This is a genomic window from Mucilaginibacter sp. GW822-FHT03E02, from assembly GCF_058801545.1.
In genome coordinates, this window is record NZ_JBXANJ010000001.1 from 533,134 (window position 1) to 549,984 (window position 16,851).

Sequence of the window (16,851 nt, forward strand, 5' to 3'; positions counted from 1 at the left end):
GAAGAATCAAGAGATTAGCGTCAGGAATCAAGACAGAACAAAGGCTTAAAAAAAAAGACTTACACGGTTTAACCCATGTAAGTCTTTTTTATATGATGACATTTCTGCATTTACTTCTCCACCCGTACCAGCAGTACACCATGCGGCGCAACTTTAGCAGTTAGGGCATTGCCGGTAACCACAATATACTTTTGCTGCCAGGCGTCCCTGAATTTGGTATAGCCAGCTATCGCCGGGTCGGTTTTATCAAGGCTGATGGTTTGGTATTTATCGGATGTATTGAACAGTCCGATTGCTTTACCACCATCTTTCAACTCCTTTACCCAAACCTGGTAATCATCTTTTTTGATATGCTGGCTTGCGCCTTTACCTAATGCATCCTGATCAATGGCCAGCACTTCATCGTTGGTAAGCAGGCTTAACGTGAAGGCATCCAGGTGCCCCATATCGCAACCAATTAACAAAGGCGATGCTAACAGGCTCCATAAGCTAATGTGCGTGTACTGCTCATCAAAAGTAAGCCTGGTGTTATGCAGGCTTGGACCCCATCCTACTTTGCCAACAACCAGCATATCCGGGTCGTTAAAATGACCGGGCTGGGCATGCGGCGCTGCCGGGCCCTGGTTAAAGCCAATGGTGGCCATACTTTGCCAGGTATCCTGGATATCGCCCGTTGTGCGCCAGCTATTGCCGTTTACGTCAGCACCCCACTCCCATACATTGCCCCAGCCATACTGGCACAGGCTGTACATAATATCGCGGTTTACTTTACCTAATGAGGCCTGCATTGCCTGGTAAGGCTTCTTCAATCCGTCAAGATCCGGTTTGGGTGCAATATCCGAGTATGAGCACCAATCGTATTTTAAATAGTCGATACCCCAGTCGGCGTAGGTTTGGGCATCCTGGTCTTCATGCTGCCAGCTGCCTAAAAACCCACCGCAGGTACGCGGGCCGGGCGACGAATAAATACCCATGCGCAAGCCTAAACCATGCACAAAATCGGTAAGGCCTTTCATATCGGGGAATTTACTATTGGCTACAATTTTGCCATCAGCAGCGCGGTTTTCCGCCTCCCATCCATCATCAATATTAATGTAAGCCCAGCCGTGTGCGCTCAGTTTATCAATCATGGCTTTGGCAGATATGCGTACCTTTTCGTCGTTAACACTCAGGCCCCAGGCATTCCAGCTGTTCCAGCCTAAAGCGGGGGTTAAGCCAATATTATCGCCAATGCTAATGGTAAATTGTTTTGTTTTGGCGCCAAGGCTATTGCTTACCGTAAAAGTTACCGGGTAATTGCCCTTTTGAGCTACCGAACCGCTGATTACCCCGGTTGCGGCATCAACCTTTAAACCTTCGGGAAGCCCCGCAACCTTGTACAATAATGGCCTTTTACCGGTGGCCGGTATCAGGTAAAGGAATGGGTGGCCCGGCCGCGCTCCAAATACATCGGCACCGTTAATTTTTACCTTAGCCGTTGGATAAGGCGTTAAAATATAAGGCGTAGTTTCTGTTTGCACTATCGATTTGCCCGATTTGGTATCGGTAAAAATATAACTGATAGTATATGACCTTTTTGCCAGGCGGGCTATCGAAAACGAGTAGGTAAACGGCTTGCCGCCGGTAAAATTGGCCGGGTTCGTTTTTTCGTAAAGCACGGCACCGTTTTCCGGGTCGGTTACTTTAAATGCAAGGGTGCCGCTGTACTGGTACGCATTTGTAGTGTGTAGTTTAACACTTTTGCTCAGGCTGTTGTTATCGCCGTATACAAAATCAGCCTCGGTATTTACAGCCACATGATCCATTACATCGGCCATGGTGATGTTAAATGTGCTGCCGTAGCCGCTGGTTACCAAACCGCCATCGCCACCGGTATCAAATATGCGCACTGCAAGCACGTTTTCTTTATCCCATAAAATAGCGGGGTTATTTGCTGCTATGGTATATGAGCGGCCGCCGTAATGGCCATCCTTTATAGTACCGCCGTAACCGCCATATTTGGCTACCAGTTTACCGTTAAGGTAAACCTCGTCATTATCATCAACAGTACCTAAATTTAAGCGCAGGCTATCTTTCAGGTATGATTTATCTTTTAATGACGAGGGAATAACAACCTTGGTACGGTACCAGCCGAACCCATCGTAGTTTGGGTGGCCCTGGCGTTCCCAGTTGTCGTTAAGGTTGGCAGCCTGCCAATGCTGATCGTTATACGTTGGCGATGCCCATTGAACAGAATCGCCAATGGCTAATTTCCATCCTTTGCTGATGGATACTTCCTGAGCGGATGCAGCAAGGCAGCCCGCAGCAAGGCATAACATAGTAAAAATTTTTCTTATCATAATTAATAGGTTAATGATGCATTTAAAACGACCTTAAAATTTAAGGCTTCTTGTATTGGCTCAGAATGGTTTACTGGTTTGTTTATACTTTTTAAAGGTATAAACATTTCAAGAAAATAGAAATGTATGTGTAACATTTATTAAAAATGGAGCAGGTGTAAATCGTCATTATAATGACGTATTTGTAAATCATTGACTGTCAATGTCGAATATCCGTCATTGCGAGGTACGAAGCAATCACCTACATGCTAAGTCCCACATAGTTCGGGATTATTAATGTTGTGTTTTGTTTTTACAGGTATTAATGAGCTCCCTGCGGTCGGTTATCTTCGTACCTCGCAATGACGGTAGTTTAGGACATCAATTTAACAACAACCTCGCCGGCTTTTACTTACTCAACAAATCCACATACTTTACCTGTTCAGGAAACCAAACTGTCATTTCGCCCTTGCCGCGGTTGGCCCATGAATAATACGGAATAGCGGTTAGCGTACTGGTAACGGTGCTCACATTTTGGTTTGCTTCATCAACATTAACACTCTTTACATCGGCCTTTAACGTCATTACGCCATTTAGCAAATCAGCATTGTAGGTTGGGGTAAAAACAACATCTTTAGAGATAATAAAACTGCTTGGCTTGCCGGCATTATCTTTCCACTCGGCGCAATACATGATAGGGCCGCGCTGGATGGCGATTTTGCCATTATCGTCGGCCAGTTTTTCGTTAGCTATTACGCGTTGCACATCCATGGGCAGGGTAAGCTCTACCTTATCGTTCTTTTTCCATTTCTTGCTGATGACTGCGTAGCCATGATCCATTTGGTAATCAACGGCTTTACTGTTTACCTTAATTTCTATTTTTTGTGCCGATGGTTTCTCGTAGCTGTACAAATCGGATGGGATAGCTTTGTCCTGTGCCCAGCCTGGAATACGGATCCTGAGGTTCATGTCCATCGTCGATGCCGGATCGATGTTGAATACCAAACCGCCATCCCAGGGGTAATTATTTTGCTGGGTAATCTTAAGCACCTTGTCGGCAACCTTCAAATTTGCCGATCCGCTGATAAATAGGTTTACATACACATCCTTGCCATTTTGGGCGTACATATAACCGGGTATAGAGGGAATTAACCGTACGATGTTGGTTGGGCAGCACGAGCAGGTAAACCAGCCCGAGCGCTCACGCTCAATATCCGGATGTGTAAAGCTATCGCGGATTTGCATGGCATTGGTGTAAAAGAAGGATTTGCCATCGAGCCCGACACCCGAAATTAAGCCGTTATACAGGGTTTTCTCCAGCAGGTCGATATATTTAGAATCGCCGTGTAATAAAAACATCCTTTGGTTCCAAAAAACGTTGCCTATAGCGGCGCAGGTTTCGTTGTATGCTGTAGTGTTTGGCAGTTCGTAATTGCCGCCAAAGCGTTCCCCATCGCCCACGGCGCCTATGCTGCCCTGCACATAAATCTTTTTGCTCACCATGTTATCCCAGATCTTATCAATAGCGGCGATATACTCTTTATCGCCGGTGAGGGCTGCAACATCTGTCATGCCCGAATACAGGTACATTGCCCGTACAGCATGGCCTTCGGCTTCCTCCTGGTTGGTAACAGGGGTATCATCCTGCCAGTAAACACCGTTTTCGAATGGATTCTTGCTTTTTTTGTTGTATTCCTTGTGGCCACGGGCATCAATAAAAAACTTAGCCAGGTCAAGATATTCCTTTTTGCCGCTGATGCGGTACAGGCGTACCAGGCCCATTTCTACAATTTCATGGCCGGGTGCAACCGTGCGTTTACCGGGGCCAAAAGTGCGTACCAGTAAATCGGCGTTTTTAAGGGCGATATTTAAAAAATTGCGTTTGCCGGTAGCCATAAAGTGGGCGGCGGCGGCTTCGTACATATGGCCGCTGTTGTAAAGCTCATGGCTCATATTCTGCTCGTTAACCCAGCGCTCGGGGCCGGCCCATGCTTGCGGATGGATGGGGTCGATAGTGCGGGCGGTGTACAGGTAACCATCGGGTTCCTGCGCCTTGCCAACTATGGTGATCATCGAATCGAGGTAATGATCAAGCTGCTTATCAGGATGTACGGCTAACGAATACGATGCGCCTTCGATGGTTTTATAAATATCGGTATCATCAAAGGGGTAAGTAGTGCAAAATTTGCCCGAACGGGCTGCTGCCATCTGGAAATTTTTTACCCTGCCGGTACTTTCGCAACGGGTAAACGATGCCGGGATTGTTGCCGTGCGGTTGGTTTCAATCCGCGAATTCCAAAAATGATCGGCCAGTTTTACACTGGTAAACGGAACCGGCTGAATAGGATAATCCTGCTGTTTTTGTGCAAAGGCCGAAAAGCCGCAGCATACAGCTAATAATAAACAGATGTTTTTACGCATAACGGGTTAATGTAATTGGCGATAACAATATAAAGATACTACATTTCAAATGTACATTAATTGTTGTTTTCACACTAATTAATTTTAACTGTTAATAGCAGGAAATTACCCGCTGTTATATTAATAATATAAGCCCTCTCTAAAATCACCTTTACTGGAAATTCAACCAAACAATAAATCTATATTATTCAAAATCAGTTATTTGTATTTTATACAGTACTTTGTATTGCATAATACTATATAAAATATCTATCTTTATTTTAAACTTAATCATCAGTATATGAAAACAGCATTCAATTTAAAAAAAGCGGTTATTATCATCTTTTTGCTGGTAGCCGGTACCACAACAGTTTTTGCGCAGTGCGACCAAACCGTAACCTTAACATCATCAAAAACAAGTAAGGTTGATGACCAGGGCAACACCGACAGCAGGGATGAAAACACGGTTGTAACCATTACAAAAACAGACGTAACCATTGTTCCCGGTGGCGACGATCACAAGATGTCGGGACCAATCAGCTCAAAAACCTGCGATTGGAAAACGCCTTTTAAAGAAGGTAAAACAGTTATTAAAGCCAAACTCAGTGATGACAATGGTCATGACAGAACCGCAACCATAACTATCACCGGCGTAGCAGGCAAAGTTACGCTTACGTTTGAAGCCGAGGAAAAGCCGGGAATGAAGATCTTTGTAATAGCAGATAAATTTGAGTAGGCTTGATTATTTTTCGCGTGAGGTGGGTGAAATCTGCTTCACGCCTATTTCATTAGTTTGAATATTAAAATTTTCGGCAGTTACATACTGTTTCTCCAAAGTAAACTGTTTTGCAATTTGCCTGCTTTTTAAATAGTCATCTAACCCACAAACCGGTAAAAATTCAGTTTTCGCCCTGCTGGTTGTACCAACATATATAACGTCGTTATCGTAAAGACAAGTTATTAGTTTTTCAAAGGTGCCGTATTTATATGATTTCACGTATCTTACCATAGTGGTTTCCTTTCTTACACGCCTAATACGATTGTAATTTTTTAAAAGCGTATTTTCCATTACTTTCCTATTCGCGCTCTTTCCTTTACTTTCTATTTTAACCAATTTGTTTAGCAACACCATATTTGCCATCATCCACAAAATAAACCCTATAAATATGGCGTCGATCGATACTATCAAAAAACTATTGCCAATCAGCCGAATAAGCAAAACAGGAAAAAATAAAATCACCAAGACTACCATGCAATGACAGTAATAAAATATATAATCAGCTATTAAGCTAAAACTCCATTTGTAAACAAGCCTTGGATATTTAATGCTTTTATCCGTGTTTAACTTGTGAAGTGTATCCATTATAACCGCAAGATAAATGATTTATTTTCAACGCCGTAAAATAGCAGGTGACGAAATCCTATAAATACAGCATTCATTTTAGCCCATATAATAGGCGAACCATATTATAACAATGAATTTAACCTGCTTTATAGGAATTGCAAATTCCGCAGTTTACATGTACCGAACCTACGGCTCTCTGTTTTTCATTGCACTAATTCCACGGGTTGAAACCCGTGGCTACAGTGCGCCCGGCACGGGCGCAAACTATAGGGTGAAAGTCCCGAACGCGCCTTGATAGTGGGAAGCGTTAACCAAAGGCAAGGGTGTCCCTCGCGAGGGGGAATCTGAAGGAAGCCGACGGTAAATCTCCGGCCTGACGAACAGGAAGCAGATGAGGCAGTCACATGTGGGCGAGTTTGCTGTACAAAACGAAGCCCTAAACTATCCGAAACATGTGGATGTATATCTGACAGGTATATGGAGAGAAAGTTTGCGTTCTTACCCGGGGAGATCTGATAAATGGTGGACGGAGGGAGAAGCGCAGCCCGAAGGAGCAAAAGATGGTAGCGATACCAAGCTTGTTTATCAGAAGTCAGCCGAGGCCATAGTATTCCGCATGTGCGGGAGAAGGGCTGAACATTAAACGTCCAGGAAGTACAACCGGCAATGGGTTCATCGCGGTGAAGGCAGAAAACTCCGCAAGGAGGCTGCCCTGTTAATGATATGCTGGAAGCAGAAAGGTAACAGGGAGCGTTTAGCGATGACTTGAAAGAAGTAAGGAAACAAGGAAACAGAAAAAAAAAATGCAAAGAAATGTTACTTGAAGAGATCATCAGCAAATCAAACATGCAGGCGGCCTATACAAGGGTTGTAGGTAACAAGGGTGCGGGCGGTGTAGATGGCGTAGAAGCAGAAAGCTTTGCCAGTCAGCTTAAATCCGAATGGGCAACAATCCGGGCAGGCCTTGAAACGGGCGATTACCAACCAAAAGCAGTACGACGGGTAAAGATACCCAAGCCTAACGGTGGCGAGCGCAAACTGGGAATCCCTACGTATATGGACAGACTAATACAGCAGGCCATTTCGCAGGAACTAACCAAGATGTACGACCCAGGCTTCTCGGAAAATAGCTATGGCTTCCGCTCCGCAAAGAATGCACACCAAGCCCTGGAAAAGGCAAAGGAGTACATCAATGCAGGCTATAGCCATGTAGTAGACCTTGACCTGGAGAAATTCTTTGACCGGGTAAACCACGACTATCTGATGAATGAATTAAGCAGGAAGATATCAGATAAGGGGGTATTAAAGCTTATCCATAAGATACTCCGTGCGGAAATTCAGGAAGACGGCAAGTCAACGCCCAGCAAGGAAGGCGTACCCCAAGGCGGGCCATTAAGTCCGTTGCTCTCCAACATTATCCTTGATAAACTGGATAAGGAACTGGAAAAACGGGGGCATCGTTATGTGCGCTATGCGGATGATTGTAGCATTTACGTCAAAAGCAAACGTGCGGGAGAACGGGTAATGGCCAGCATAAGCGCTTACATTGAAAAAGAGCTGAAGCTAAAGGTTAACATGGAAAAGAGTTCCGTAACCCGCCCATGGCTTAGCAAGCTACTGGGTTTCACGTTCTATCACAAAAAAGAGGGAAAAGGGATCATTGTACACCCTAAAAGCAAAGTAGCCTACAAGGACAAAATCCGGGCGATAACGAACAGCAGTAAACCCTACCCGATGGAAGACCGCATGATGCAGATCAGGCAAATAAACCAAGGATGGGGAAACTACTTTAAGTTAAGCGAGGCAAAGACGGTGTTTGAGGAGCTGGACAAATGGGTACGAAGCCGAATCCGGCTATGCTACTGGTCACAATGGAAGAAGGCTAAGACCCGTGTCCGCGAACTGGTAAAGTTGGGGATAAAACCGAAAGACGCCCATCAATGGGGTAACACCCGAAAAGGGGACTGGAGAATAGTGCACAGTCCCATTCTTAAAAGAGCATTTAATAACGAATTTTTAAAGAAAGCAGGATTTGTAAGTTTGAAAGAAATAACAACCCCGCGGAAAACTGTTAATGTTTAATGAACCGCCGTATGCCGAACGGCACGTACGGTGGTGTGAGAGGACAGTAAGGGAAATAATCCCTTACTTCCTACTCGATAAATTGGCCGAGGCTACGCCTCTTTTTTAGTAATTTAAAGTATTCATAGTTTCTGACCAATTAGCCCCGTTAAGGGTCATATATTATTGCCACAATATAGCCTGGCTACGCCTCTATTTAGCTGTTTAGCGTATTTCTTAGTTCCTGGCCAATTCCCCCCGTTAAGGATCATATATTATTGCCACAATAACAATATAGGCCGGGGCTTTGCCTCTATTTTCTTGACTCAGGGTATATCCCCCCCTACCAATAAAAGAGCAGCTAAGGGCCATCGGCCCGAAACATATCGTAGCCCCGGGTTTCAACCCGGGGTTATTTGAACAATCGCCAAAGTGCTGTAGGCACGGCCCATGTCTCTGCACAATATCTGTCAATAAAATTATTGTCAAAGCGCCTTTATGATAAACCACGGTGCTTTAATTTTCATGAAAGCAAATCACTTCGCGCCTCCGCTGTCTTTGCGCGAAAAAACTCTTAACTTAATGGTATTGCCCCGCACGATTAAACTTAACCTATTGTTTATGATAAATTTTAATAGCAACAGTACTTTTAGCTACAGAAAAACAACACGTTATGAAAAGAAAATCCTTAACAACTGTATTGCTGTGCTGCTGCTTTTTTGCCTGCTTAGCTGCCATTGCCGATTTTAGCGGAAGCTGGGGTGGAATTTTAACCATGGAAAATGGCGACCAATATCCCTTAACCTACAATTTTAAAATTGATGGTGATAAACTAACCGGCACCGTACAAACCCCTAAAGGCGAACTACCCGTTGACGATGGTAAAATTAATGGTGATAAATTCACGTTTACAGTTACCCTTGGCGATATCGAAATACCACACAGCGGCAAATTTTATGGCGATTCTATCGGCGTGGACATTGCGGCTAATGGGGTTAAAGCGCATACTACGCTGAAAAGGAAGTAGCGTTAAGGTTAGATTGCAGGTAAATCCAGCGAAATCCGGGACGGGACTGACGGATATCGCATGGCGGCTACGACTCACCCCGACGAGGCTACGCCCGTCACCCCTCTCTCCGCTTCGCGCATAGAGGGGCAAAAAAAATATTTTTTCTTCTCAACCCTCTTTGCGCGAAGCGGAGAGAGGGTCGGCCAGCGCAGCGTAGCCGGGGTGAGTCGTGGCCAGCATTCAAAACCTAATATTTTTGTAAACCCAAACACATCATAGGTAGCCTATCGAAGCATAGTGGGCAAACGCCTCTCCGCGCGACCCTTCGACAGGCTCAGGGTGACAGGCTTGCGCACCTCGAAAAGAAAACATGTCATAGGTAACTTGTTTCAGCATCCCCCGCGCTAAGTATACATCATGCGGGCCACCTACCTATGGGATCCCGAAACTATTGGGATGACTATCATTTTTCAACACGTCATTAAATGCTTCCCGGCCATTACCAACATCACCAATTAAATACGCTTAATTTTTGATAATTTTGCCCACCCAACTGTACTTTGTGTAGTTGTGCCAAACGCAATTTTATGCCGACAACGTATACTAAAACTTTAGCCCGAAAAATTCTTTTTGCGTTCCTTGCCTTCGCCATCATTTTTTCAGTAGCAGCGCTTATCGTTCGCAGGTCTATCACTAAAAAATTAGAGAATATTTCTAAACTGGCCAACAACATGGGCCAGGGCAATCACCATCCCGAACATATACTGTTATTACTGCACCAGGCCGAAGACGATTTCCAGGCATCCTTACTCAATACTAACAGTAAAAATAGCGACGATTATAAAACAAAGCTAACCTCGGCATTTAACGAGCTGGATACTTTGCTTAAAGCAGATGCCGATACAAGCAACCTTAACGTTATCCAAAGCAATAAAATAAAGTCGTGGTATCAAAAAAAGCTAACCCTATCTAACCAGCTCTTCGGACTTAAACACAATTTTGATTCGCTGCTTACTGCTTATGCTGCTTTTAATAACGAAGCTGGTAAATACGCGCAGGAACTTTCGCGCAATGCAAATAAATCATTTAAAACCAGTACAGATACCGTTAAAAACACTACACCGGTAGTAAAAAGGGGGCTTTTTAAACGAATTAAAGATGCCATTAACGATAAAGACGACAGGGCGATATCAGCGATAGAGATTAACCATCGCAACAATTTAAAGGAGGTGAATGCATCCACACAAAAGCTGTTAACCAACGATCAGAAAGCTTACGCCAACAGCCTGAAGCAATTGCAGCAACAAAACCTAAAGTTAATAACGATGCAGCGCGAGCTGATTGGCCTGAACTCACATATCAGTAATGAACTGGAGCGCATTATTAACGATATGAAGGAGATAAATTACAACGTGACCAACGAATTCAGGGATATGTCGTTTAAAAACTACCAGGAAACTACGGGGTTGTTAAATAACTTCTCACTTATTGCTTTATTCCTGGTGCTGGTGTTTGCCACCCTGCTCATTATATTCATCATACAGCTTAACCGGGCCGAACTGTTGTTACACAAAGAGATTGAACAATCGGTTACCATTGCCCAACAAAAAATGGATCTGCTTTTGCATATGAGCCATGAGGTACGTAACCCGCTTACCGCCATCAGGGGCTTCCTTTACATTTTTGGTAAAACCAACCTGGCTAAAAAACAGGCCGATATGCTCGATTCTATCAAGCACTCTTCGGATATGCTGCTGCGTACCCTTAACGATACGCTGGATGCCGCAAAAATGGAAAACAGCGAATTTAAAATTAGTACGGAGCCTTTTAATCCCGATGATGCATTAAAGACAGTAGTAGAAAGCATGGAGTTTGGCGCAACTAAAAAGGGGTTAACCTTAGATTACCATTTTAAAGGCGACAAAAACGCGATTTTACTTGGCGATAGCCTTCGGCTTAAACAAATCATGGTTAACCTGCTAAGCAACGCCATTAAATTTACCAAAGAAGGCGGCATCAGGGTAATGGCCGAATTGGTTGGCCCGGAAAATAAGCTGATTGTTGATGTCAGGGACACCGGGGATGGGATTAGTCCGGAGCAGCAGTCCAATTTGTTTTCAAAATACTATCAAACCAGTTCGTCAAACGGAAAAGCAGGTACCGGCCTTGGGTTGTTTATTTGCAAACAGTTGGTAAAGCTGCAGGACGGACATATTGCGGTAGATAGCAAACCCGGAGCAGGCACTACGTTTAGTTTTACCATTCCGTATCAAAAAAGCAATACCGAGGCTGTTGTTAAACCCGACACGCTTGACCCTGCATTGTTATTGAATGGTATCACCATTTTGGCAGTTGACGACAACGAACTTGATTTGATGTCGTTAAAAATGATACTGGCCCGGTGGAATGTTAATTTTTTACAGGCAGGTAACGCAAAACAAGCATTAGAGATAATTGGCAAAAACGATGTGAACGTTGTGCTTACAGCCGTGCCAGCACCCGAAACAGATGTTGCCGAATTGTTGACGGCTATAAAAAAATCAACCACCTCCAGCAATAAGTTACCTGTAATTGCTATAGGCGGATCGACGGCAGATGCGGAAATGTATTTAAAGATGGGTTTTGTTGATATTATTGAAAAATCTGTTGTAGATACGGAATTGGTGAATAAATTGGTAAAAGTATTAAAACCGAAGGCGGTAAATTTGAATTGATGCGATCTCAGTTTGATTTAAAATTGCTGGGGGATTAATCTGTGCCTCAAATTCGGCTACCAGTATAAATGGCTATTTTAGTGATAGCAAAGTAACATGAAAAACTTATCCTTTCTGCTTCTATTGGTATTGACTATCGCATGCAACCAAAAGGAAAAAAGATCAAAAAAGATTACCGGGAACCCAACCGTTATTCAAAACAAGGCGATTTTACCGGGCGATCAGGATAGTGTAGTCATTGATAGTGAGCATCATTATAAAAAGACCAAAACTGAACTCAGAAAAATATTAAAAGAGAACCCTGAATTAGATACCAGTGAGATTTTCATGTCGCCGGACATTTTTTATTTCCGACAGCGCAACATGGATGAGTATGGTAGCGAACAAGGCCAGGACATTTATTACGCAACTTATGCCTACTTTTTAAAATTAAAGCATCCCGGTAAAAAACACAAGGTGCAAAGGCAAAAACTGATAAGAATATACCGGGATATAAATTTTATTTTTGATCGGTTGGCAGGTGGCGGCACTTACTTTGGCCATCAGTATACACGTATTTTAGGGGAGGCCGAATATGATATATACCGGGCTATGTACAAAGACTTTTTCACCAAAACGTATGATATATCAAAGCAGAAAACCTTATACTTAAACTCTTTAAAACAGGTAATTTCAGACGAGGTCGGTAATGATCTTGAAAAATCTGACAAAGAAAAGCTATCGTTAAAAAGAGAGTTATTTAAAACCGTAAAAGAAATAGATGGTTTAATTACCGATTACTTTTACTTAGAAAGCACGCGAACGTTTCAATATTCAAATTATTGATGCAAACACTCCCGCTGTCTGAAGTCTCGGGACGATTATGTTTGTAGTTTGCAACTACAGTAACCATGTAATATCTTTATCCCAAAAGATATCAATATCAAAAAAGTCCTCTTGTAGTCTGGAGACTACAGGCATAGTGATTCGAAGTCGGAGACTTCGAACAGCAACACATTTACGTTCGTTGTTTATATAACCATACATTTTTTTAAACTACTTCAGCGTATATTTGTCTATTAAATATGCTCATTAAAATATATCCCGAAAACCCGAACCCTAAAGCGATAGAGCAGGTTGTTGAAGTGCTGCGCAAAGGCGGATTGATCATTTATCCTACAGATACCATTTACGGGCTTGGTTGCGATATCACTAACCATAAAGCTATCGAAGCCATCAGCAAAATCAGGAATATTAAACCCGAAAAGGCGAATTTTTCTTTTATCTGTTACGATTTGAGCCACATATCTGATTATATTAAACCGATAGATAACGCCACGTTCCGTGTGCTTAAAAAAGCACTGCCCGGCCCGTTCACCTTTATATTTAACGCCAGCCATAAGGTACCCAAGCTATTAAGCAGCAACAAAAAAACGGTCGGTATCCGTGTTCCGGACAACGATATTGCCCGCGAAATTGTGCGCGTATTGGGCAACCCCATCCTATCAACGTCTATCCGCGACGATGACGATATCATCGAATACTCCACCGACCCGGAACTGATCCACGAAAAATACGAAGACCTTGTTGATATAGTGATTGATGGCGGGTATGGTGATAACATAGCCTCGACCGTTGTCGATTGTACCAATGGCGAGTTTGAGGTAATTCGTGAGGGTAAGGGGGATTTGGAAATGTATTTGTAGGTGCGCTGTCACCCGACATAAAGATATTTTACGTCGTTGCCGGTAACATACCCTAAACCACCGTCATTGCGAGGTACGAAGCAATCCTCTACATGCTAAGTCCCAGATTGTTAGGGATTGCTTCGTACCTCGCAATGACGGTAGTTTAGAATACTCGTTTAACCCATCCGTTGCGCGTCATAACGATTTTTTCAGGTTTTACATGGTGATCACTCGCAATGACGACTAAAAAGTGTGTTGTCCCTTACGGCCTTATCCCCTTAATAAACCCCGGAATCTTCTCCATATACCCCTCCTCAGCCAGCAGCTTCACAAACTTACTGCCTACAATAGCGCCATTGGCATAGGCACATGCCTGCTTAAAGGTATTATTATCCGAGATACCGAAACCTATGATAGTTGGGTTTTTAAGTTCCATCGCTTTAATGCGCTTGTAATAATCTTCAATGCTGTTGGTTAGCTGCAAGTTGCCCCCTGTGATAGAAGATGACGACAGCAGGTAAATAAAGCTGTTGCTCAGTTCATCAATTTTACGGATGCGGTCTTCGGATGTTTGCGGGGTAACCAGGAAGATATTGCTCAGGTTATTGTCTATAAAATAATTGGCGTATTTGGCTTCGTACTCGTACATCGGCAAATCGGGCACTATTACGCCGTCTACACCTAATTCAACTGCCATTTTGCAAAAACGTTCGATACCGTATTGTACTATCGGGTTAAAATAGCCCATCAATAAAATAGGAATGCTTACGCGTTTGCGCAGCTGCCCCAATTCTTCAAACAGTTGATTAAGGGTCATCCCGTTTTCTAAAGCCTGTTCGGAGCTGTGCTGAATTGTGGGCCCATCGGCCACGGGATCTGAATATGGGAAACCAATTTCCAGGAAATCGGCGCCGGCTTTTTCCAAGGCTTCGGCAATATCAACGGTGGTGTTTAAGGCGGGATAACCCGCGGTAAAGTATATAGATAACAAATTATCTTTTTTGGTGGCGAAAAGCTTGTTTAGGCGGTTCATATATCTTAACCCTGTTTAGTAATTATTTTCAACTCTTAATTTATTAGTAAAGCTCCCTGGCCATAAATTCAATCTGCACCAGGTTAGGCACATCTTTAAAAACTGAATCGGAGATCAATTTTGTAAACCCTATTTTAAATGTATTATTCAGCGGTAGCAGGTCTACAGTAAAGCCACCACCTGCAGCCGGAACGCTGCTATCACGCCCCTCAAGTAAATTTCCAACAAATTGAAAACGACCGAGAAACAGATGGCCGGTTTCTTCTGTCCCAAAATCAGATACATCGCAATTTTTGGTAATATCCACACCCAGCGCTTCAAATAATCCCCTTATTTCGGCCGGAAAAACCTGGTGGCTTATGGTATCAAAATATTTGCAATTTTCGCATCCACAACTTTGCGTTCCTGTTGTTTCAACTTGCTTATATAGCCGCTCGTTTTGTTCTCTATCGGTCTCTATCAGCCAATCGTGATATTTAATTACAGTCACTGCTTAATAGTTGAAGTGCTTAATATAAGTATCCAAGTCCTTATCACCCCTGCCCGAGATACAGATAACAACGTTATCATCGGCTTTGAATGTCATTTTCTCCAGCTGTGCCAGTGCGTGGGCTGTTTCAATAGCGGGGATAATGCCTTCCATTTGCGAGCATAATAAGCCTGCCTGCAACGCCTCATCGTCGGTAATGCTGGTGTATTGGGCGCGGTTTATTTTGTACAGGTGCGCATGCTGCGGACCAATACCAGGGTAATCCAGGCCGGCCGATATGGAGTATGGCTCCACCACCTGCCCATCCGGTGTTTGCATCAGTATGGTACGGCTGCCGTGCAGTACGCCTTCCTGGCCCAAAAATGTGGTAGCCGCAGAGTGGCCGCTGTTAACACCTTTACCGGCCGCTTCAACAGCAACCAGTTTCACGTCTTCGTCGTCCAAAAAATGGTAAAACATGCCCATGGCATTACTACCGCCACCTACACAAGCCATTACGTATTGAGGCAGTTCGTTACCGGTTTGTTCCAATAACTGTTTTTTGGTTTCTTCGGATATCACCGACTGAAAGCGGGCAACCATATCCGGAAAAGGATACGGCCCAACAACAGATCCGATGATGTAGTGGGTATCAACCGGATTGCCTATCCAATCGCGCAAGGCCTCGTTAGTGGCATCCTTCAAGGTTTTACTGCCCGATGTAGCTGGCCTTACCGTTGCACCCAGCATCTTCATACGCGATACATTAGGGGCCTGGCGTTCCATATCAACTGCGCCCATGTAAACCACGCATTCAATACCCATAAGAGCGCAAACGGTAGCTGTGGCAACACCGTGCTGCCCGGCGCCGGTTTCGGCTATGATCCTTTTTTTGCCTAAACGCTTGGCCAGCAGGATTTGCCCGATAGCATTGTTAATTTTATGCGAACCGGTGTGGTTTAAATCCTCGCGTTTAAAAAATATGTTGGCGCCATACTTTTCTGAATATCTTTTGGCATGATATAGCGGGGAAGGCCTGCCTACATAGTTTTTCAGCAAGTCGTCAAATTCGGCTTTAAAACCGGGATCATTAATAATGTCGATATATTGAAGCCTTAACTCCTCAACATTTGGATAAAGCATTTCGGGGATATAGGCGCCGCCAAAATCGCCATAATAACCTTGCTCGTTAACTCCGTATTTCATTTATAATAGGTTGTTTGTTGATGATATCAAATGCTTGTTTTAGTTTGCCGGTATCTTTAACACCGGGCACCGTTTCAAAACGACTATTCAAATCCACCCCGTAAAATTGTGGGTGGCTAATCTTTTTAATTTCTTCCAGGTTATCCAGGCTTATACCACCCGATAAAAAGAAGGGGACATCCAGTTTATAATTATCCAGCATCCCCCAGTCAAAAGTTTTACCCGAGCCCCCATAGGCAGCAGTTTTTGTATCGAACAGGAAATAGTCTACTTTGTTTATGTAATTATCGAGTTGACCGAAATCGAAATTTCCGTCCAACCCAAAAGCTTTAAACACGGTAACCCTCCCCCGAAAACTGCTACAAAATTCCGGCGATTCGTCGCCATGTAATTGAATTACATCAAAATTATAGGCATCTATCAAAGAATCGATTATTTCTGCACTTTCATTCACAAAAACTGCGGTTTTTTTGATGTTTTTTTGTATTTTTTTGAAACTTTCTGCAGATAATTGACCGATATATCGGGGCGAAAGCCCGTAACAAATAAAACCCAGGTAGTCCGGTTTTAAGGCAGCAACCGCTTCAATATTTTCGGGATCTTTTAAACCGCAAACTTTTATTTTCATG

14 protein-coding genes are annotated in these 16,851 nt (G+C 43.6%); 7 read left to right on the forward strand and 7 right to left on the reverse strand.

Translation table 11 applies throughout. The features are described from left to right. Positions 1–110: 110 nt before the first annotated feature. Together AC1RM2_RS01930 and AC1RM2_RS01935 are read right to left on the reverse strand one after the other, a co-directional pair. On the reverse strand, positions 111–2,339 hold the full coding sequence (locus tag AC1RM2_RS01930) for a putative Ig domain-containing protein (protein ID WP_492982843.1): 2,229 nt from the start codon (positions 2,337–2,339) through the stop codon (positions 111–113). A 387-nt stretch (positions 2,340–2,726) separates the two neighbouring features. Next, the gene (locus tag AC1RM2_RS01935; RefSeq protein WP_492982845.1) at positions 2,727–4,739 is read right to left on the reverse strand and encodes a glycoside hydrolase family 127 protein; all 2,013 of its coding nucleotides are present in this window, start codon (positions 4,737–4,739) and stop codon (positions 2,727–2,729) included. A 280-nt stretch (positions 4,740–5,019) separates the two neighbouring features. Between AC1RM2_RS01935 and AC1RM2_RS01940 the strand changes: the two genes are divergently transcribed. Beyond that, positions 5,020–5,454: a hypothetical protein gene (locus tag AC1RM2_RS01940; RefSeq protein WP_492982847.1), complete on the forward strand. Its 435-nt coding sequence runs from the start codon at positions 5,020–5,022 to the stop codon at positions 5,452–5,454. A 6-nt stretch (positions 5,455–5,460) separates the two neighbouring features. Here AC1RM2_RS01940 and AC1RM2_RS01945 read toward each other — a convergent pair whose 3' ends face one another. Then, positions 5,461–6,081 carry a hypothetical protein gene (locus tag AC1RM2_RS01945; RefSeq protein WP_492982849.1) on the reverse strand — a complete coding sequence of 207 codons (621 nt, stop codon included), beginning with the start codon at positions 6,079–6,081 and terminating at the stop codon, positions 5,461–5,463. 373 nt (positions 6,082–6,454) lie between these two features. Between AC1RM2_RS01945 and AC1RM2_RS01950 the strand changes: the two genes are divergently transcribed. The 6 genes from AC1RM2_RS01950 (at position 6,455) to AC1RM2_RS01975 (ending at position 13,532) form a co-directional block, all read left to right on the forward strand. Further along, entirely contained in the window at positions 6,455–6,706 is a 252-nt protein-coding gene (locus AC1RM2_RS01950) for a hypothetical protein (protein WP_492982851.1), read from the forward strand. 170 nt (positions 6,707–6,876) lie between these two features. After that, positions 6,877–8,145, forward strand: a complete 1,269-nt coding sequence (gene ltrA / locus AC1RM2_RS01955) for a group II intron reverse transcriptase/maturase (protein ID WP_492982853.1) — start codon at positions 6,877–6,879, stop codon at positions 8,143–8,145. A 652-nt stretch (positions 8,146–8,797) separates the two neighbouring features. Beyond that, entirely contained in the window at positions 8,798–9,151 is a 354-nt protein-coding gene (locus tag AC1RM2_RS01960; RefSeq protein WP_492982855.1) for a hypothetical protein, read from the forward strand. Between the two features lie 569 nt (positions 9,152–9,720). Then, complete coding sequence (locus tag AC1RM2_RS01965) at positions 9,721–11,847, forward strand: ATP-binding response regulator (protein WP_492982857.1); 2,127 nt, start codon at positions 9,721–9,723, stop codon at positions 11,845–11,847. A 96-nt stretch (positions 11,848–11,943) separates the two neighbouring features. Continuing rightward, on the forward strand, positions 11,944–12,672 hold the full coding sequence (locus AC1RM2_RS01970; RefSeq protein ID WP_492982859.1) for a hypothetical protein: 729 nt from the start codon (positions 11,944–11,946) through the stop codon (positions 12,670–12,672). A gap of 239 nt (positions 12,673–12,911) precedes the next feature. Further along, entirely contained in the window at positions 12,912–13,532 is a 621-nt protein-coding gene (locus AC1RM2_RS01975) for an L-threonylcarbamoyladenylate synthase (protein ID WP_492982861.1), read from the forward strand. 244 nt (positions 13,533–13,776) lie between these two features. Here AC1RM2_RS01975 and trpA read toward each other — a convergent pair whose 3' ends face one another. Genes trpA through AC1RM2_RS01995 form a run of 4 tightly spaced genes read right to left on the reverse strand, consistent with a single transcriptional unit; the run spans position 13,777 to position 16,850 of the window. Continuing rightward, positions 13,777–14,547 (reverse strand): tryptophan synthase subunit alpha, encoded by a 771-nt coding sequence (trpA, locus tag AC1RM2_RS01980; protein WP_492982863.1) that lies wholly within the window; start codon positions 14,545–14,547, stop codon positions 13,777–13,779. Between the two features lie 43 nt (positions 14,548–14,590). Then, the gene (locus tag AC1RM2_RS01985; RefSeq protein ID WP_492982865.1) at positions 14,591–15,037 is read right to left on the reverse strand and encodes a hypothetical protein; all 447 of its coding nucleotides are present in this window, start codon (positions 15,035–15,037) and stop codon (positions 14,591–14,593) included. A 3-nt stretch (positions 15,038–15,040) separates the two neighbouring features. Beyond that, positions 15,041–16,222 (reverse strand): tryptophan synthase subunit beta, encoded by a 1,182-nt coding sequence (gene trpB, locus AC1RM2_RS01990; RefSeq protein WP_492982867.1) that lies wholly within the window; start codon positions 16,220–16,222, stop codon positions 15,041–15,043. Then, entirely contained in the window at positions 16,206–16,850 is a 645-nt protein-coding gene (locus AC1RM2_RS01995; protein ID WP_492982869.1) for a phosphoribosylanthranilate isomerase, read from the reverse strand. Before AC1RM2_RS01995 ends, trpB begins: the two co-directional genes overlap by 17 nt. Position 16,851: the final 1 nt, after the last annotated feature.